Origin of the sequence: Curtobacterium sp. MCBD17_026, assembly GCF_003234895.2 — a bacterium.
GTDB lineage: Bacteria > Actinomycetota > Actinomycetes > Actinomycetales > Microbacteriaceae > Curtobacterium > Curtobacterium flaccumfaciens.
On record NZ_CP126281.1, the window covers coordinates 2564320 to 2581715 of the forward strand.

Consider the following 17396-nt stretch of genomic DNA (forward strand, 5'->3'; position numbering starts at 1 on the left):
GGTTCCCGGGGGCCTCCCGACCGGGCCGCCGTGGGCGTGCGCGTCGGGAGGGGTGTTCAGCGGCTTCGGTCGACGACGGAGTCCGCGAAGCGGGTGAGTGCCCGTTTCACGGTGCCGTCGGGGAGCGGGGCGAGGGCGGCGACGGCTTCGCGGGCCCAGGCGACGGCGACGGCGCGGGTCGCCGCGGTCGCCTCGTGTTCGCGGAGCGCGGCGACGGCCGACTGGTACGGCGCGGAGTCGACCACGTCGTCGGGCGCACCGTTGACGTCGCGCTCGATGCGCTCGACCAGGTGCTGCGCGGACGGATCGGTCGCGGCCATCCGGCGCAGCTGCAGGACCGGCAGGGTGTCCACGCCTGCGCGCAGGTCGTTGCCGGCGATCTTGCCCGTCTTGTCCGTCGCGGGGGCGAGGTCGATGACGTCGTCGACGAGCTGGAAGGCCACGCCGACCTTCTCGCCGAAGGTACCGACGGCGTCGAGGTAGGCGCGGTCGGCACCGGAGAACATGACGCCGGCGCGGGCCGCGGTGGCGATGAGCGAACCGGTCTTGTCGCTGAGCACCTGGATGTAGTGCTCGAGCGGGTCGTCGTCCGGCTGCGGCCCCGTCGTCTCGTGCAGCTGCCCCATGCAGAGGCGCTGGAAGGTCTCGGCCTGCATCCGGATGCCCTCGGTGCCGAGGTCGGCCGTGATCAGGCTGGCGCGGGCGAAGAGCAGGTCACCGGTCAGGATCGCCACGTTGTTGCCGTAGGTGATCTGCGCGGCGGGGACCCCGCGGCGGACGGGTGCCTCGTCCATGACGTCGTCGTGGTACAGCGACGCCAGGTGCGTGGTCTCGATGCTCACCGCGGCCTTGACCACGGCGTCGGTCACGCCGTCACCGAGCTGGGCGATGAGGAGGGTCAGGGTCGGGCGGATGCGCTTGCCACCGGCGGACAGCAGGTACCGGCTGGTGGTGTCGGCGAGGGTGTCGGTGGAACGCATGGCGTCCTCGAGCCCCTGCTCGACGAGTTCGAGCCCGTCGTCGACCGCGGAGATGAAGCGTCGGTCGGCGGGCGTGGCGAACAACCGCTCGCCGATGCCCAGCGATGCGCGCAGGCTCGGCGCGCGACGTGCGACCGGGACGCTCGGATTCAAGTGCTGCTCCGTCTTCGGGGGTGGTGACCGGTCAGTCGGCGGCCGGGTCGACGCGCGGCTGCTCGCCGGTGTTCTGGTGGTCACGGCGGGCCTTCGCACGCCGTGCCGCGGACTCGCGCACCGTGTCGGCGACGGGCTTGCGGCCACGGTGCAGTGCGACGATACCGGCCGTCAGGTTGCGGTAGGCGACCACCGAGAAGCCGACACCGCGGAGCCACTGGGTGAGCACCTGCTGGTCGGGCCACGCGTCGATCGACTCGGCGAGGTAGCGGTAGGCGGCCGGGTTGCTGCTCGAGAGCCGCGCGATGCCCGGGAGCACGCGCTTCAGGTAGGTGCCGTAGCCGAAGCGCAGCAGGGCGCGGGGCGGCGTCGAGAACTCACAGATGACGACGCGGCCACCGGGCTTCAGGACGCGCAGCATCTCGGCGAGCGCCTGCTTCGGGTCGTTCACGTTGCGCAGCCCGAACGAGATCGTGACGGCGTCGAACGTGTCGTCGTCGAAGGGCAGCTGCTCGGCGTCGCCCTCGACGAAGGTGATCTCGGGGTGGCGTTCACGGCCGACGGCGATCATGCCGGCGGACAGGTCGATCGCGGTGACCTCGGCACCCTTCTTGGCGAAGGCCGCTGCGCTGGTCCCGGTGCCCGCGGCGATGTCGAGGACCTTCTCGCCGGGCTGCGGGTCGACCGCGCGGACCGTGGCGACACGCCACAGCGGGGCGTTGCCCGCCGACAGGATGTCGTTCGTGAGGTCGTACTTGGCCGCGACGTCGTCGAACATCGCCGCCACCTCGTCCGGGCGCTTGTTCAGGTCCGCTCTGCTCACAGCGTCAATCCTAGAGGTCCCGACCGAGGGTTCACCGGACTCGCAGCCACCCGGGCGGTGCGGGATCGGCGCGTAGCATCGGAGCCGTGACCCGAACCACCACGGCGGCGCCCCCGCTGACGGTCTCGACCCGGATCCTCGACGACCCGGGCGCCGTCCTCCGCCACACGCTCCGCGACCGTCCCCTCGCCTTCGTCCGCAACGGCGACGGCATCGTCGGCATCGGTGAGGCGCTCCGGTTCACATTCACCGGCCCGGACCGGATGCGTGACGCCGCGGCCCTCTGGCGCAGCGTCGTCGAGACCGCCGTCGTCGACGACCCGGTGCAGCTGCGCGGTTCGGGGCTCGTCGCGTTCGGGTCGTTCGCCTTCGCCGACGACTCCGCCGACGAGAGCGTGCTCATCGTGCCCCGGGTGGTCCTCGGTCGGCGGCGCGGCAAGGCCTGGCTGACCGCGATCGACACGACGCTCGGCGCGGAGCCCCTGGCCTTCACCCGGACCTCGGTCCCGGTCCCCCACGTCGGGCCGCACGTCTCCGTGGCGCTGCGTCCCGGGCACATCGACGAGGACACCTACGCCGCCAACGTGTCCGAGGCCGTCCGCCGCATCGTGGACGGGAGCGCCCGCAAGGTCGTGCTCGCCCGGGACCTCGTCGGCACGCTGCCGCCGGGAGCCGATCGACGGGCGGTCCTGCTCGACCTCGCGGCCGCCTACCCGCAGTGCGTGACCTTCGCGGTGGACGGCCTGATCGGCGCCACCCCCGAGACCCTCGCCCGCACCGACGGCACGCGGTTGACCGCACGGGTGCTCGCCGGCAGCGCCGCCCGGGGTGCCGACGAGGTGTCCGACCGGGCCGCCGCCGAGGCCCTGGCCAGCAGTGGCAAGGACGTCGAGGAGCACACCTTCGCGATCGACAGCCTGCTCGCGGCCCTCGCCCCGCTCGCGACGGACCTGCGCGCCGACGCCGAACCGTTCCGGCTGCAGCTACCGAACCTGTGGCACCTGGCGACCGACGTGCAGGCCACGCTGCCGCCCGACACCACGTCCCTGGACGTCGCCGACGCCCTGCACCCGACGGCCGCGGTCGCCGGCACCCCGACGGACGTGGCCGTGCGGTTGGTCGCCGAGCTCGAGGGCGTCGACCGCGGCCGCTACGCCGGGCCGGTCGGCTGGATGAGCGCGACGGGTGACGGCGAGTGGATGCTCGCGCTCCGCAGCGCCCGGATCGACGACGACGGCACCGTCCGGGCCTGGGCGGGGGCCGGGATCGTCGCCGGTTCGGAGCCGGCGCGCGAGGTCGCCGAGACGGCCCTGAAGTTCCGGCCGATCACCGACGCGCTGGCCTGAGGCAGCCGCCGCGACGGCGGTCCTCGCAGCCGCGCAGTCGCGCAGCCGCGCAGTCGCGCAGTCGCGCGGTCGCGCAGCCGCTCGTTCGCCGGTCGCCGCTCGCCGGTCAGTCTGCCAGCGGGACCTCGATCACGACCCGCTCGGCGGGGTCGGTGAGCACCCGCTCGAGGTCACCCCACGTCGCCGCCCGGCGGTACTCCCACCCGAGACCCGTGACGACCCGCTCGACGTCGACGTGCTGCGGGGTCGACATCATCCGCCGCATGTCGGCCTCCGGCGTGGTCTTCGCCACCTCGAGCCCGCGGAAGATCGCGCCGCCGTGGTCGTTGCCGACGACGACCTGCACCCGGTGGGTGCGTTCCTCGGTGCCGGTGACGAACGCTCCGAGATCGTGCAGCAGCGTCAGGTCGCCGAGGAGCACGCGTGTGGTGCCCACCGAGGCGGAGGACTGCTCGAGCGCCGCGGCGATGCCGAGTGCGGTCGAGACGGTGCCGTCGATGCCGGCGAGCCCGCGGTTCGCGTGCACCCGGATCTTCTTGCCGAGCACCCGGGCGTCGGCTTCACGGATGAGCTGCGACGCCCCGAGGACGAGCCGGTCGTGCGGCCAGGTCACCCCCCAGACGGCGTCGGCGAGCATGGCCCGGTCGACGGGTCGGCGACGGAGCGCGACCTCGTCACGCAGGAACTTGTTCCGCTCGGCGCGGTCGGCGGAGCGCTTGGCGTCGAGGTCCGGGCCGGCGTCGCCGTCCCCCAGGATCCGCCGGCTGGAGCCGACCCAGCGGCCGACCCACGCGCGGTGCTCCGGCCGGGTGCGGCCCGTCACGCGGACGTCGGACACGAAGGTGGTCGCGGCGTCCGGTCGGGAGGCGCGGGCCGGGTCGAAGGGGTCGGCCGCCGGTCCGCGGAGCACGATCGTCTCGACCCCGTCGCGCTGCAGGAGCGCGGGGATCTCCCTGCTGAGGGTCGGGTGGCCGAGCACGACGGCCCGGCGGACCGCGCCGCCGTGGTCCGGGTCGCGCAGCAGTTCGCGGTAGGCCACGACCAGGTTGCGGCCGAAGCGCGCGCCGCTCGAGACCTCGGCGAGGAGCGGCGCCCCGAGTTCCCAGGCGATCCGCTCGGCGTCCTCGCCGGCGTCGTGCCCGGCGATGACGACGGTGCCCGGTTCGTCGTCCGGGGTGAGTTCCGCGACCGGCAGACCGGTGTGCGCCCGGCGGGTGGCGAACGCCAGGTTGACCTCGTCGTCCGGGACGGGAGTGACGTGCTCCGGGGCGAGCCCGGCGGACAGCGGCTCACGGAACGCGACGTTGAGCTGCGCCGGCCCGGGCTGCCCGGTGTGTCCGGCTGCGGCGGCGACGGCCTGTCGGGCGAGGGTGCGCAGGGTGTCGCGGACCGAGGCGTCGACGCCGTGCGCCGACGGGGCCTCGACGTCGCGGACGAAGGCGACGGCCTGGCCGAAGATCCCCGGCTGGACGGTGGTCTGGTTGCTGCCGATGCCGCGCAGTTCGTCGGGGCGGTCGGCGCTCAGCACGATCATCGGCACGCCGGAGTGGTGCGCCTCGAGCACGGCGGGGTGCAGGTTCGCCACCGCGGTGCCCGACGTCGTCACCACCGCTGCGGGTCGGTGCGTCTCGACCGCGAGCCCGAGTGCGAAGAACCCTGCGGTCCGTTCGTCCAACCGCACGTGCACGGTCAGCCCACCGGCGCGTTCCAGGGCGACCGCCGCGAGTGCGAGCGCCTGGGAACGCGAACCGGGGCTCACCACGACGTCGGTGACGCCGGCACGCACGAGTTCCTGCAGGAGGGCGAGCGCGGTGTCCGTCGCCGGGCTGCCCGAACCGACGGGGCCGTCAGCGATCGGTGCGGCCGTCGTCGTCGCGCTCGTGGAACTGGTCTTCGAGGTCTCGGAGGGTCGCGTCGTCCTGGTCCTTGTCCGTGAGTGTGGCGCCCGGCTCCGGCGTGGTGCCGAGGAAGTCCGGGTCGTCTTCGGGTCCACGGTACCGGGCCGAGGCACCGGGGTCGGCCGCCGGGGTGCGACCGAGCAGGAACCAGAGGACGCCGCCGACGACGGGCAGGATGATGACGAGCAGGAGCCACACGCCGCGACGCAGGGAACGGACGCGTTGACGGGGCATCGTGCCGCAGTCGATGGCCGCGTACACCGTGAAGGCGACGGCGGCCACGGCGACGATCAACCACAAGCGGACCATGCGGTGAAGTCTAGGTCGCGACCCTGTGATGCCCCTGCCGGTCGGCGCTCCGTAGACTCACCGTGTGAAAGCGTGGCTCCTGTACACCCTGGCTCGGCTCGGCATCTTCGTGGTGGCGCTCGTGCTCCTCCTGCTCCTGACGCCGATGCCGTGGTACTGGGCGACGATCGTGGCCGCCCTGGTGGGCCTGCTCATCTCGTACATCGCCCTGTCCGGACTGCGCACGCAGGTGGCCCTGAGCCTGGCGAATCGCCGCGGCGCCCCGGAGCGCGACGCCGACTCGGACTTCGAGGACGACTTCGTCGACGCCGCCGACTCCGACGCCTCGGCCACCCCGGTCGTCCGTCCGGTGTCTGACGCCGACCGGCACGGAACGCGCCGGGACACCGACGCCGACTGATCAGACGGGGCCGGGCCGGGGGCGGGCCGGCCCGTGTGACTACGGCTGGACGGCCAGGGTGATCCCGAGCACCACGCCGAAGGCGAGCGAGGCGAACGACGACAGCTGCAGGGCCGTGATGAGCTCGCGGGGCTTCCGTGACGACACCCCGATCGCCAGTGCCGGCAGGGCCAGCAGCAGCGAGAAGTACGTGAAGCCCGTGCGGAAGTACAGCAGCACGAACCAGAGCAGCACGACGTACGGCAGCATCAGGAACAGGCCGTAGAGGACGCGGGCCACCGGACGACCGACGACCACGGCGAGCGTGCGCTTGCCCGCCAGCTGGTCCTCGTCGATGTCGCGGATGTTGTTGACCATCAGGACCGCGCAGGCGAAGAACCCGGCGGCCACCGCGGCTGCCCAGCCGCTGACCGTGACCTCGCGGATCTGCACGAACTGGGTGCCGAGCACGGCGACCAATCCGAAGAAGACGAAGACGAAGACCTCGCCGAGGGCGTTGTACCCGTACGGCTTCTTGCCGCCCGTGTAGAACCAGGCGGCGACGATGGCGGCAGCGCCCACGAGCAGCAGCCACCACAGCTGGGTGAGCAGCACGATGACCAGGCCGGCGACCGCGGCCAGGCCGAAGAACGTCAGGGCGACGGTGAGCACGGTCCGGGGCTTGGCCAGGCCGGCTCCGGTGAGTCGTGCCGGGCCGACGCGGTACTCGTCGGTGCCGCGGACGCCGTCGGAGTAGTCGTTGCTGTAGTTCACGCCGATCTGCAGGAACAGCGCCACGGCCAGGGCGAGCAGCGCGACCGCGAGGTGGCCGTCCTTCGCCAGGTAGTCGCCGAAGTCGCCGGACTCCCCGCTGTCGACGAACGCGACGGCGGTGCCGAGCACGACCGGGACGACACCGAGGGTCAGGGTGCGCAGGCGTGCGCCGCCGATCCAGTCGCGCGCGGTCGCCTTCCGCTTGGTGCGGGCGGGGGCAGCGGCCTTCGCCGGGTTGCCGGACCGGCCCTGCTTCTGCGTCGAGTTCTTCGTTCGTGCCACGAGCACCGATCTTATTGCCGATGCGAACGCCCGGCCGCTCGCGGTCCTACGAGCGGACCGGGTCGACGAGCGCCTGCACGGCCCGACGGTCGGGTTTGCCCGACGGCAGCATCGGGATCCGGTCCACCAGGACCACGTCGGCCGGGCGGGCGGCACGCCCCAGGGTGGCTCCGACGTGGGTACGCACGGTGTCGAGGTCGAGCGGCTGCTCGGTGACGACGACCGGGACCTCGCCCCACTCCCCCGCCGAGCGCCGCACGACGACGGCGCTCTCCTGCCCGGGGAGTCCGCGGACGAGCCGTTCGACCGCACCGAGCTGGACCTTCTCGCCGCCGGAGATCACCACGTCGTCGAGGCGTCCGAGCACGCGGACCACCCCGTCGGACAGGGTCGCGGTGTCCCCGGTCCGGTACCAGCGCAGCCCGTCCCGTTCGACGAAGGCCGACGCCGTGCGGGCGTCGTCGTCGAGGTACCCCTCGGCGAGCATCGGCCCGGCCAGGTGCAGCTCGCCGTCGACCAGCGCGGTGCGCACCGTGCCGAACGGGACGCCGTCGTACACGCATCCACCGCTCGTCTCGCTCGCACCGTACGTCGTCACGATCCGGACCCCGGCGTCGAGCGCCCGCTGCCGGAGCGGCGCCGGGGTGGCCTGCCCGCCGACCAGGACCGCGTCGAACCGGGCGAGCGCACGCGTGGCGTCCGGGTCGTCGAGGACACGGGCGAGCTGCACCGGCACCAGCGAGGTGTAGCGACGCGGCGCAGCCGGACCGGCGACGAGCCGTTCGGCCGCCTCGGAGAACGCGGCGGCCGCGAAGTGCCCGGGTGGCACGACGACGGGTTCGGAGCCCGCGGTGATCGAGCGGGTCAGGACGTTGATGCCGGCGATGTAGTGCGTCGGCAGTGCGAGCACCCAGCGCCCGGGCCCACCGAGTGCCGCGTCCGCCGCGGCGGCACCGGCGAGGAGCGCCTCGGACGAGAGCGCCACGCGCTTGCCGGTGCCGGTGGACCCGCTCGTCTCGACCACCAGGGCGACCGCCTGACGGACCTCCGCCGGCGGTGGCGTCGGCAGTGCCGGAGCCCCCTCGGCGACGGGGAGCAGTGCGGGGCCGCCGGCGAGTGCTGCCTCCAGAGCGCGCAGCACGGCCGTCGGGTCCGACGTGCCGGTCGCGACCAGCGGACGGGGCATCAGTAGTGCCAGGGGAACGCGGTCCACTCGGGAGCGCGCTTCTCGAGGAACGAGTCGCGACCCTCGACCGCCTCGTCGGTGCCGTAGGCCAGCCGCGTCGCCTCGCCCGCGAACACCTGCTGGCCGACCATGCCGTCGTCCACGGCGTTGAACGCGTACTTGAGCATCCGGATCGCCGTCGGGGACTTGCCGAGCACGATCTCGCCCCAGCGGATCGCCTCACGCTCCAGGTCGGGGTGCGGGACCACGGCGTTCACCGCACCCATCTCGTACGCGCGCTGGGCGGAGTACTCCTGGGCGAGGAAGAAGACCTCGCGGGCGAACTTCTGCCCGATCTGCTTGGCGTAGTAGGCGCTGCCGTAGCCGCCGTCGAACGAGCCGACGTCGGCATCGGTCTGCTTGAACTTCCCGTGCTCGGCGCTCGCGATGGTGAGGTCGCAGATCGCGTGGAGGGAGTGCCCACCGCCCGCAGCCCAGCCGGGGACGACCGCGATGACGACCTTGGGCATCATCCGGATCAGGCGCTGGACCTCGAGGATGTGCAGCCGCCCCATCGACGCCTGCGCGGCCGCGGGGTCGACGCCCTCTGGCGGTGCGCCCTCGTCGCCGACGTACTGGTAGCCGCTCCGCCCGCGGATGCGCTGGTCGCCGCCGGAGCAGAACGCCCACCCGCCGTCCTTCGGGCTCGGGCCGTTGCCGGTGAGCAGCACGACGCCGACACGGGGGTCCTGCCGGGCGTCGTCGAGAGCGCGGTAGAGCTCGTCGACCGTGCGCGGGCGGAAGGCGTTGCGGACCTCGGGACGGTCGAAGGCGACCCGGACGATGCCCTTGGAGACGTGCTTGTGGTACGTGATGTCGGTGAACTGCTCCCCGATCGGAGCGGTGGTCCAGACGTCGGGGTCGAACAGGTCGGAGACGGGAGCAGCCATGCTCCCAACGTACCGCCGGGCGTCTGGCGGGTCAGGCGCCCATGTCGGTCAGGATCTCCGGCGCGACGAACACCATGATCACGATGAGGATCACGGGGTTCGCGAAGAACGCCAGGACGACCCCGACGGCGCCGTACCAGCGTCCGAACGAGCCGACGGCGGCGACGAACCCGAGCACGGCGGCGATGAGCGTCAGGAACACGACGACGAAGCAGATCCCGAAGGCGAAGTTCGTGTCACCGCCCATGAAGACGGCGAAGGCACTGGCGTCGACCGCGGCGGAGACGACGGCGAGGCCGAGTGCGATCTTGCCGACGACGGGGTTGCGGCGCTTCGTGGCACCCGTCTGCCGCACGTCGACGGTGTTGCGCTGCATGAGGCGGGCGAAGTCGTCGGAGTCGCGCCCGGGGGCCGCCGCGGGTCGAGCGCCCGCTGCCGGACGGCCTGCGGTTGCCGCTGCCGGTCGGGCTCCGGCCGCCGGACGAGCTCCGGCCACCGGTCGGGCTGCGGCGCTCGACGGGTCGGACGGGCGCTGCGATGCGCGCTGCTGTGCTGCGCGCTGCCGCGGATCCACCGCCACCGAGCCTCCATCGTTCCGGGTCGTTCCCCTCGCCGACCGAGGCCGACCGATGCATGCTAGTGCCCCGCCCTGGCGGTCCCCTCCGAGGAACCGGCAGGCCCCCTGGGTGCGGTGGGAGGATGGCGGACGTGCTCCCCGACCTCGCCGAACTCCTCGCCGACGCCCACGTGGTGGCCCTGCCGATGCGGGTGCGGTTCCGCGGCATCACCACGCGCGAGGCGGTCGTGCTGCGCGGCCCCGCAGGCTGGACCGAGTTCTCGCCGTTCGTCGAGTACGACGACGCCGAGGCCGCCGCCTGGCTGCGGGCCACCGTCGACTTCGGGTGGACGGACCACGAACCGGCCGCCGACTCCGTGCCGGTCAACGCCACCGTCCCGGCGATCGCCGCCGACGACGTCGCCGACCTGCTCGCTCGGTACCCCGGCTGCACCACCGCCAAGGTCAAGGTCGCGGAGCCCGGCACGACCGTCGACGACGACGTCGCCCGTGTCGCCGCAGTCCGCCGGGTGATGGGGCCCGAGGCCGCGGTCCGGGTCGACGCGAACGGGCTGTGGAGCGTCGAGCAGGCCGCCGCGGCACTGGAGCGGCTCGCACCGTTCGACCTGCAGTACGCCGAGCAGCCCTGTGCGACGGTGCCCGAACTCGCCGAGCTCCGGTCGCGCGTCAGCGGCCTCGGGGTCCGGGTCGCCGCGGACGAGAGCGTCCGGAAGGCGAGCGACCCCCTCGCCGTCGCACGGGCCGGTGCCGCCGACGTCCTGGTCGTGAAGGCCCAGCCGCTCGGCGGGATCACCGCGGCCCGTGGCGTCATCGCCGACGCCGGGTTGCCGTGTGTCGTCTCCAGCGCGCTCGACACCTCGGTCGGGCTCGGGATGGGCGCGTTCCTGGCCGCCGCGGCGATGACCCCCGGGTACGCCGCAGGGCTCGGGACTGCTGCGATGTTCGCCGGGGACGTCACGGCCGCTCCGCTGCTGCCGGTCGGCGGTCGGGTGCCGGTGCGCCGGGTCGACGTCGCGCGGGAGCTGGTGGACCGGCACGCCGCGTCGCCGGAGCGCACGGCGTGGTGGCGTGAGCGGGTGGCGCGCGTGCACGCCCTGCTCGCCGCCGCCGGGTAGCGCAGGCGCCGCGTCCTCACGAGACGCCGTCGTCTCCGCAAGACGCCGGCGTCTCCTTTCGGCGCCGCCACGTCATCGAGACGCCGCCACGTCATCGAGACACCGCCGAGTCATCGAGACACCGCCGAAACCTGCGGCGTCTCGCCGACGACGCGGCGTCCCACCGACACGACGGCGTCTTCCTGGCCTTGCACGCGGCCGCACGACGGACGGGAGGCACGGTGCCAGCTGGCACCGTGCCTCCCGTCCGGTCGTGGGCGCGACCAGGGCCGCGTCAGCGACCCGTGGTGCTCACAGACCCGAGTAGCTGTGCAGGCCCTTGAAGAAGACGTTCACGACCGAGAAGTTGAACATCACCGCGGCGAAGCCGATGAGGGCCAGCCAGGACGACCGCGCCCCGCGCCATCCGCGGGTCGCACGGGCGTGGATGTAGCCCGCGTAGACGACCCAGATGATGAAGGTCCAGACCTCTTTCGTGTCCCAGCCCCAGTACCGACCCCAGGCGCGTTCGGCCCAGATCGCACCGGCGATGAGGGTGAAGGTCCAGAGGACGAAACCGACGAGCAGGACGCGGTAGGTCAGGACCTCGAGCCGGTCGGCGTCGGGCAGCGTCGCCATGAAGCGGAGCTTGCCGGAGGCCGTGCGGCCCTGGCGGTACGTCTGCACGAGCTGTGCCACCGCGAGCCCCGCGCCGAGCGCGAAGAACCCGGTGCCGGCGATCGCCACGAAGACGTGGATGACGAGCCAGTACGACTGCAGGGCCGGCTGCAGCGGGACGACGGGGACCCAGTAGTTCACCGTCGCGATGCCGAGCAGGATGATCGTCAGGCCGGTGATGAAGACACCGAGGAACTTCAGGTTCTGCCAGAACTGCACGAGCAGGAAGATCAGGGTGATCAGCGCCGTGCCGGTCAGCGAGAACTCGAACATGTTGCCCCACGGCACACGGTCGGCCGCGATGCCGCGCAGGACGACCGAGGCCACGTGCAGGACGAGCGCGAGGATCGTCATCGCCATGCCGACGCGCTCGAACTTCGTGCCGCGGCCGGCCGAGCCACCCGACGGCGGTGCGGCGACCTGCTCGAGCACGACGGTGCCGCCGCGGACGGTCGCGACCGTCTTCGCTCCGCGTGCCGACGCGGCGCTGGCCGTGTCGGCCGAGCTGTCGTCGGCGCCCGCGTCCTTCGTGGCGGCCGTGACCTCGCCGGAGCGTTTGGCCATGTCGAGGGCGAACGAGATGAACGCGACCACGTACACCGCCATCGCGGAGTACGTGAGCACGACCGAGTAGGTCGCGAGGTTCGTGGTCATGTCGTTCACTGGGGCATCCTAACTCCGAGGTCCGACGTGTGGCGCTGTGCGATGTCCGCGACGGCCCGTTCGAGGTTCGGGTCCTCGCCGCGTGCGAGTCCGGCGTACTCGAGGTCGTACTCGCCGTCCTGCGCGTCGCGACGCGGGACGACCTTCACCCAGACGCGGCGGCGCGGGACGAACAGCGAGGTGAGCAGACCGAGGGTGGAGAGCAGGGCGAACCCGCCCACCCAGAGCTGCGAGGGGTCGTGGTGGACGTCGAGGGAGACGTACCGCTTGACGCCGTCGAAGGTGATCGACCCGGCGCCCTCCGGCAGCTTCTTCGTCTGACCGGGCTCGAGCGCGATGCTGGCGGTGTCCGACTGCCGTCCGGCGATCTGGTCGAGACCCTTGGTGCTGAGCGTGTACACGCTCTGCGGCACACCGCTGTCGAGCCCGAGGTCGCCCGTGTAGACCTGCAGCGTCAGCAGCGGGTTCTGGGTGTCCGGGTAGGCACTCGAGTACGCGCCGCTCGCGAGCTTCGACGCGGTGGGGTAGAAGAACCCGACCATGCCGAGCTGGTCCGGCTTCGCGTCCGGCACCTTGATGACGCCGGTGGAGGTGTAGTTCGCGTCCTCCGGCAGGAACGGCACGACGTCCTTGAACGCCACGTCGCCGTCGCCGTCGCGCACCGTGACCTGCATCGCGTAGCCGTTGCCGAGCAGGTAGACGTTCGTACCCCCGACGTGCAGCGGTTCGTTCACACCGAGGCGGCTCGTCTTCGGCTCGCCGCCCTTCTCGGTGCTCGTGACGGTGGCCGAGTAGTCGAGCGCCTGGCCGAGGGCGTCGAGGTTGCGCTCCTCGTACTTCGTCACGAACTTGTCGAGCCGGAGGTTGTAGCCCTTCAGGTCGGTCTGCTGGAACCATCGGCCGGGGTTGAACGAGTCGTACGAGCCGAGCACGTTCGAGAACGTCTGACCCTCGACCAGCAGGCGCTGTCCGGTGAAGCCGAACCCGCCGCCGACACCGACCGCCAGGAGCACGCCGACGAGGGCGGCGTGGAACACGAGGTTGCCGGTCTCGCGCAGGTAGCCGCGCTCCGCGCTCACCGAGTCGCCGAACCGCTCGACGCGGTACCCGGACCGCTTCAGGATCGCCATCGCGCGCGTCACCGCGTGCTCGGCGGACGGGAGGCCCGTGGTCGCGTCGATCCCGGTCGTCCCGTCGATCATCGCGTCCGGCTGCACCGCCACGGTGCGGAAGCCCGCCAGTCGCGCCAGGCGCGCCGGGGTCCTCGGCGGACGTGTCCGCAGTGCCTGCCAGTGGTGCTTCGTGCGGGGCACGATGCAGCCGATGAGCGAGATGAAGAGCAGCAGGTAGATCGCGGAGAACCACACCGAGGTGTAGGTGTCGAAGACCTGGAGCTTGTCGAGGACCGGGTAGAGCTGCGGGTGGTCCGCCTTGTACTGCACGACGCCGTTCGGGTCGGCGGTGCGCTGCGGGACGAGCGAGCCCGGGATCGCCGCGAGGGCGAGCAGCATGAGCAGGAACAGCGCCGTGCGCATGCTCGTCAGCTGCCGCCAGAAGAACCGGAGGTACCCGACGAAACCCAGCCTCGGCTGGTTGACGCCGCCGTCGGTGGGGCCGGAGCCGTCGACGTGGTCGGACGGTCGCTGCGGGTCGGAGGCGCTGTCGGCCCCGTCGCCTGCGCCCGTCGGGATGTGCTCGTTGAGGTCAGACCGCGGGGACAAAGCTCTGGATCACCGCCCCGACGCTCGACATGACGGCCGACCAGATACCGGTGACCATGAGCAGACCGATGACGATCAGGATCGCTCCTCCGATGATGTTGACGGTGCGCATGTGACGCTTCACCGCCGCGACGGCCCCCGTGGCCCAGCCCGCGCCGAGGGCGACGAGGACGAACGGGATGCCGAGCCCGAGGCAGTACGCCACCCCGAGCCACATGCCCTGCCAGGCGCTGCCCGACTGGACACTGAGCAGGTTGATGGCCGCCAGGGTCGGGCCGAGGCACGGGGTCCAGCCGAGGCCGAACACGATGCCGAGCAGGGGGGCGCCGAGGAGCCCGGTGGCCGGGGTCCAGCCGGGCTTGATGGTGCGCTGCAGGAACGTGAACCGACCGACGAACACCAGGCCCATCGCGATCACGACGACCCCGAGGACCTGCGTGATGAGGTCGCGCCAGCGGACGAGCCAGAAGCCGAGCGCCCCGAACACGGTGGTGTACGCCACGAACACCGCGGTGAACCCGGCGATGAACAGCAGCACGCCGAGCACCACACGGCCCCGACGCTGCCCGCCCTCGGCGACACCGCCGACGTACCCGAGGTACCCCGGAACGAGCGGCAGCACGCACGGGGACAGGAACGACACGAGCCCGGCGAGCGCCGCCACGGGCAGCGCCACGGCCATCTGGCCGCTCAGGATCGCGTCGGCGAAGGGGTTGGAGGTCACGGGTCAGGAGGCCTTGCCGGCGTCGAGCTCGTCGCTGACCAGGGTCTTCAGGATGCTCGTGCCGTCGATCGCGCCGAGCACCCGGGCAGCGACGCGCCCCTTGGTGTCGAGGACGATCGTGGCGGGCACCGCGTTCGGTGCGATCTGCCCGGACATCGCCAGCTGCATCGTGCCCGTGCGCTGATCGAGGACGGTCGGGTACTGCACGTCGAAGGTGCGCTCGAAGGCGGCCGCGGTCGCTGCTTCGTCACGCACGTTGACACCGATGAAGGCGACGTCGTCGGCGTCGGCGTAGTCGTCGTGGACCTGGTTGAGGTACTTCGCCTCGGCACGGCACGGCGGGCAGCTGGCGTACCAGAAGTTCAGGACGACGACCTTGCCACGGAGGTCCTTCGACGAGACGGTGTCACCGTTCGAGTCCTCGGCCCGGAAGGTGACCGGGTCGGTGCGGTCCTTCGCGGAGACCTCGGTCACGGCGCCGTCACCGGAGATGTAGTTCTGGGTCGTGCCGTTGCCGTACTGCTTCGCGATGCCGCCGCTGTCCGACGAGCAGCCGGACAGGACGAGGACGGCGGCCACGGCCGTGGCTGCGAGGACCGCGAACCGCTTGCTGATGACGCGCGCACTGCTCGTGCTGTTCACACTGCTCCTTCGTCGACGGCGGTCGCGCGCAGTTCCTGCGCGGGGTCCGCGTACCCGACCTCGGTGAACCGACCGGTCGACGTGGCGGGCACACGTTCGACGGTGGTGATGCTCGACAGGTCGCAGCGGCGCTTGCGCGGGTCGTGCCACAGGGGCTCCCCCGCGAGCTTCCGGTGGACCATCCAGATCGGCAGCTGGTGGCTGACCAGGACGACGTCGCCCTCGTCCACGCTCTCCCACGCCGTGGTCATGGCCGCGAGCATGCGGTTGGCGATCGACTCGTACGCCTCGCCCCAGCTGGGACGCAGCGGGTTCGCGATCCACGGCCACTCCGCCGGGCGGCCGAGTGAGCGCTTCGTGAACCCGGGGGGCTGCCCCTCGTAGCGGTTCGTCGGTTCGATCAGGCGCTCGTCGAGCGTCACGTCGAGCCCGTAGGCGGCCGACCAGGGTGCGGCGGACTCCTGCGTGCGCTGCAGCGGGGACGCGACGATCCGACGCACGTCGACGCCGGCGTCCTTCCATGCCGTGGCGGAGGCCTGGGCCATCCGGGTGCCGAGTTCGCTCAGCCCGAAGCCCGGGAGCCGGCCGTAGAGGACGCGGCCCGGGTTGTGCACCTCTCCGTGCCGGACGAGGTGGAGACGGGTCGCGGGCATGGGTTCCAGTGTAGGTCGCCCCGTGGTTCCCACCGCCCCCTCAGGGGATTCACCGGATGCGGAAGCGCTCAGCCGCCGAGCTCGCCGGAGAGCCGTCCGTGCAGCGCGATCGACCCCGTGTCGAGGTTCACCACCTCGACGGTCGACCCGTGCTTCGCGAACCGTTGTTCGACCCCGTCGAGCGCTGCGACCGTGGACGCGTCGAACACGTGCGCGTCGGCCAGGTCGATGATCACGTGCTCGGGGTCCTCGGCGTAGGAGAACCGTGTGACGAGGTCGTTCGACGAGGCGAAGAACAGCGCCCCGCGGACCCGGTACCGCACGGTGCGGTCGTCGACCGGCTCGCGGACCACGGTCACCACGTGCGCCACCCGTCGGGCGAAGACCAGGGCCGCCACGACGACGCCGACGAGCACCCCGGTGGCGAGGTTCTCGGTCACGACGACCACGACGACGGTGACGAGCATGACCGCGGTCTCGCCGAGCGGCATGCGTCGGAGGGTGCGCGGTCGGATGCTGTGCCAGTCGAAGGTCGCGACGCAGACCATGAGCATGACCGCCGTCAGTGCCGCCATCGGGATCTGGGCCACGAGGTCGTGGAGCACGATCGTCAGGACCAGCACCGAGACCCCGGCCGCGAAGGTCGAGACGCGGGTCCGGGCACCCGCGGTCTTCACGTTGATCACCGTCTGGCCGATCATCGCGCAGCCGCCGGTCCCACCGAAGAAGGCGGACGCGATGTTCGCGACGCCCTGACCCCACGACTCGCGCCACTTGCTCGAGCCCGTCTCCGTGATGGAGTCGACGAGCTGCGCGGTGAGCAGGGTCTCGATCAGGCCGACGATCGCGACGCCGAACGCGTACGGGGCGATGATCTGCAGCGTCTCGAAGGTGAACGGCGTCGTGATGCCGCCGAAGCCCGGGAGCGCCGTCGGCAGGGCGCCCTCGTCGCCGACCGTCGGCACGGCGATGCTGAACACCATCGTGAGGCCGGTGACGACGACGACCGCGATGAGCGGTGCGGGGATCGCCTTCGTCAGGAACGGGAAGCCGACGATGATCGCGATGCCGAGAACGGTCAGCGGCCAGACGACGAACGGGACGTCGTCGCCGAGCAGGTTCGGCAGCTGGGCGGTGAAGATGAGGATGGCCAGGGCGTTCACGAACGCGACGTTGACGCTGCGCGGGATGAAGCGCATCAGCCGTGCCACCCCGAGGAACCCGAGCACGAGCTGGAACACGCCACCCAGCACGATCGCGGGCACCAGGTACTCGATCCCGTGCTCCCGGACGAGCGGGGCGATGACGAGGGCCACCGAGCCGGCTGCGGCCGAGATCATCGCCGGGCGACCACCGACGATCGAGATCACGATCGCGATGACGACGCTCGAGAACAGACCGACCGCGGGATCGACCCCGGCGACGACGGAGAACGAGATCGCCTCGGGGATGAGGGCCAGCGCGGTGACGATGCCGGCCAGGACCTCTCGGGTGAGCATGCGGGGCGAGCGGAGGGCGGCGAGGACGCTCGGGGCCGCCGGCGCGTGTGTGATCACGGACATCGATCGGAACTCTACCCTCACGT

17 protein-coding genes are annotated in these 17396 nt (G+C 72.0%); 3 read left to right on the forward strand and 14 right to left on the reverse strand.

Translation table 11 applies throughout. The features are described from left to right. Positions 1-56: 56 nt before the first annotated feature. Positions 57-1133, reverse strand: coding sequence for a polyprenyl synthetase family protein (locus tag DEI85_RS12070; protein WP_027466355.1), 1077 nt, complete (start codon positions 1131-1133; stop codon positions 57-59). A gap of 31 nt (positions 1134-1164) precedes the next feature. Beyond that, on the reverse strand, positions 1165-1956 hold the full coding sequence (locus DEI85_RS12075) for a demethylmenaquinone methyltransferase (RefSeq protein WP_111090310.1): 792 nt from the start codon (positions 1954-1956) through the stop codon (positions 1165-1167). Between the two features lie 86 nt (positions 1957-2042). On the opposite strand from DEI85_RS12075, the gene DEI85_RS12080 reads away from it, so the two are divergent. Beyond that, complete coding sequence (locus DEI85_RS12080) at positions 2043-3302, forward strand: isochorismate synthase (RefSeq protein WP_111123263.1); 1260 nt, start codon at positions 2043-2045, stop codon at positions 3300-3302. Between the two features lie 106 nt (positions 3303-3408). Here DEI85_RS12080 and menD read toward each other — a convergent pair whose 3' ends face one another. Then, positions 3409-5157, reverse strand: coding sequence for a 2-succinyl-5-enolpyruvyl-6-hydroxy-3-cyclohexene-1-carboxylic-acid synthase (gene menD / locus DEI85_RS12085; protein ID WP_111123352.1), 1749 nt, complete (start codon positions 5155-5157; stop codon positions 3409-3411). Then, positions 5150-5509: a PLD nuclease N-terminal domain-containing protein gene (locus DEI85_RS12090; protein ID WP_110861556.1), complete on the reverse strand. Its 360-nt coding sequence runs from the start codon at positions 5507-5509 to the stop codon at positions 5150-5152. The genes menD and DEI85_RS12090 overlap by 8 nt, the downstream gene beginning before the upstream one ends. A gap of 64 nt (positions 5510-5573) precedes the next feature. Between DEI85_RS12090 and DEI85_RS12095 the strand changes: the two genes are divergently transcribed. After that, positions 5574-5909, forward strand: a complete 336-nt coding sequence (locus DEI85_RS12095; RefSeq protein WP_110861558.1) for a DUF4229 domain-containing protein — start codon at positions 5574-5576, stop codon at positions 5907-5909. Positions 5910-5948: 39 nt separating this feature from the next. Here DEI85_RS12095 and DEI85_RS12100 read toward each other — a convergent pair whose 3' ends face one another. The 4 genes from DEI85_RS12100 to DEI85_RS12115 are packed head-to-tail and all read right to left on the reverse strand — an operon-like array spanning position 5949 to position 9633. Further along, positions 5949-6950 (reverse strand): 1,4-dihydroxy-2-naphthoate polyprenyltransferase, encoded by a 1002-nt coding sequence (locus tag DEI85_RS12100; protein ID WP_110861560.1) that lies wholly within the window; start codon positions 6948-6950, stop codon positions 5949-5951. 40 nt (positions 6951-6990) lie between these two features. Next, positions 6991-8130 (reverse strand): AMP-binding protein, encoded by a 1140-nt coding sequence (locus DEI85_RS12105; RefSeq protein ID WP_111123262.1) that lies wholly within the window; start codon positions 8128-8130, stop codon positions 6991-6993. Further along, the gene (locus DEI85_RS12110) at positions 8130-9059 is read right to left on the reverse strand and encodes a 1,4-dihydroxy-2-naphthoyl-CoA synthase (RefSeq protein ID WP_111123261.1); all 930 of its coding nucleotides are present in this window, start codon (positions 9057-9059) and stop codon (positions 8130-8132) included. The genes DEI85_RS12105 and DEI85_RS12110 overlap by 1 nt, the downstream gene beginning before the upstream one ends. 31 nt (positions 9060-9090) lie before the next feature. After that, entirely contained in the window at positions 9091-9633 is a 543-nt protein-coding gene (locus tag DEI85_RS12115; protein WP_111123260.1) for a hypothetical protein, read from the reverse strand. Between the two features lie 125 nt (positions 9634-9758). On the opposite strand from DEI85_RS12115, the gene DEI85_RS12120 reads away from it, so the two are divergent. Further along, on the forward strand, positions 9759-10751 hold the full coding sequence (locus DEI85_RS12120; protein WP_111123259.1) for an o-succinylbenzoate synthase: 993 nt from the start codon (positions 9759-9761) through the stop codon (positions 10749-10751). A 291-nt stretch (positions 10752-11042) separates the two neighbouring features. Here DEI85_RS12120 and ccsB read toward each other — a convergent pair whose 3' ends face one another. The 6 genes from ccsB to DEI85_RS12150 all read right to left on the reverse strand — a co-directional run bounded on the left by ccsB (position 11043) and on the right by DEI85_RS12150 (position 17373). Further along, positions 11043-12062, reverse strand: a complete 1020-nt coding sequence (ccsB, locus tag DEI85_RS12125) for a c-type cytochrome biogenesis protein CcsB (RefSeq protein ID WP_111123351.1) — start codon at positions 12060-12062, stop codon at positions 11043-11045. A 5-nt stretch (positions 12063-12067) separates the two neighbouring features. Next, positions 12068-13792 (reverse strand): cytochrome c biogenesis protein ResB, encoded by a 1725-nt coding sequence (gene resB / locus DEI85_RS12130; RefSeq protein WP_258369905.1) that lies wholly within the window; start codon positions 13790-13792, stop codon positions 12068-12070. Continuing rightward, positions 13776-14474 carry a cytochrome c biogenesis CcdA family protein gene (locus tag DEI85_RS12135; RefSeq protein WP_111123350.1) on the reverse strand — a complete coding sequence of 233 codons (699 nt, stop codon included), beginning with the start codon at positions 14472-14474 and terminating at the stop codon, positions 13776-13778. The genes resB and DEI85_RS12135 overlap by 17 nt, the downstream gene beginning before the upstream one ends. A 45-nt stretch (positions 14475-14519) precedes the next feature. Continuing rightward, positions 14520-15158, reverse strand: coding sequence for a TlpA family protein disulfide reductase (locus DEI85_RS12140; protein ID WP_110861570.1), 639 nt, complete (start codon positions 15156-15158; stop codon positions 14520-14522). Continuing rightward, on the reverse strand, positions 15155-15811 hold the full coding sequence (locus tag DEI85_RS12145) for a histidine phosphatase family protein (protein WP_111090281.1): 657 nt from the start codon (positions 15809-15811) through the stop codon (positions 15155-15157). The genes DEI85_RS12140 and DEI85_RS12145 overlap by 4 nt, the downstream gene beginning before the upstream one ends. A gap of 68 nt (positions 15812-15879) precedes the next feature. Further along, positions 15880-17373 (reverse strand): SulP family inorganic anion transporter, encoded by a 1494-nt coding sequence (locus DEI85_RS12150; RefSeq protein WP_111123258.1) that lies wholly within the window; start codon positions 17371-17373, stop codon positions 15880-15882. Between the last annotated feature and the right edge of the window lie 23 nt (positions 17374-17396).

What these genes read in the sequence shown, in the direction of transcription:
- DEI85_RS12120 (WP_111123259.1), top strand. Translation starts at nt 9,759, where the DNA reads ATGGCGGACGTGCTCCCCGACCTCGCCGAACTCCTCGCCGACGCCCAC.
- DEI85_RS12150 (WP_111123258.1), bottom strand. Translation starts at nt 17,373, where the DNA reads ATGTCCGTGATCACACACGCGCCGGCGGCCCCGAGCGTCCTCGCCGCC.
- DEI85_RS12090 (WP_110861556.1), bottom strand. Translation starts at nt 5,509, where the DNA reads ATGGTCCGCTTGTGGTTGATCGTCGCCGTGGCCGCCGTCGCCTTCACG.
- DEI85_RS12135 (WP_111123350.1), bottom strand. Translation starts at nt 14,474, where the DNA reads ATGGCCGTGGCGCTGCCCGTGGCGGCGCTCGCCGGGCTCGTGTCGTTC.
- DEI85_RS12145 (WP_111090281.1), bottom strand. Translation starts at nt 15,811, where the DNA reads ATGCCCGCGACCCGTCTCCACCTCGTCCGGCACGGAGAGGTGCACAAC.
- ccsB (WP_111123351.1), bottom strand. Translation starts at nt 12,062, where the DNA reads ATGACCACGAACCTCGCGACCTACTCGGTCGTGCTCACGTACTCCGCG.
- DEI85_RS12105 (WP_111123262.1), bottom strand. Translation starts at nt 8,130, where the DNA reads ATGCCCCGTCCGCTGGTCGCGACCGGCACGTCGGACCCGACGGCCGTG.
- DEI85_RS12110 (WP_111123261.1), bottom strand. Translation starts at nt 9,059, where the DNA reads ATGGCTGCTCCCGTCTCCGACCTGTTCGACCCCGACGTCTGGACCACC.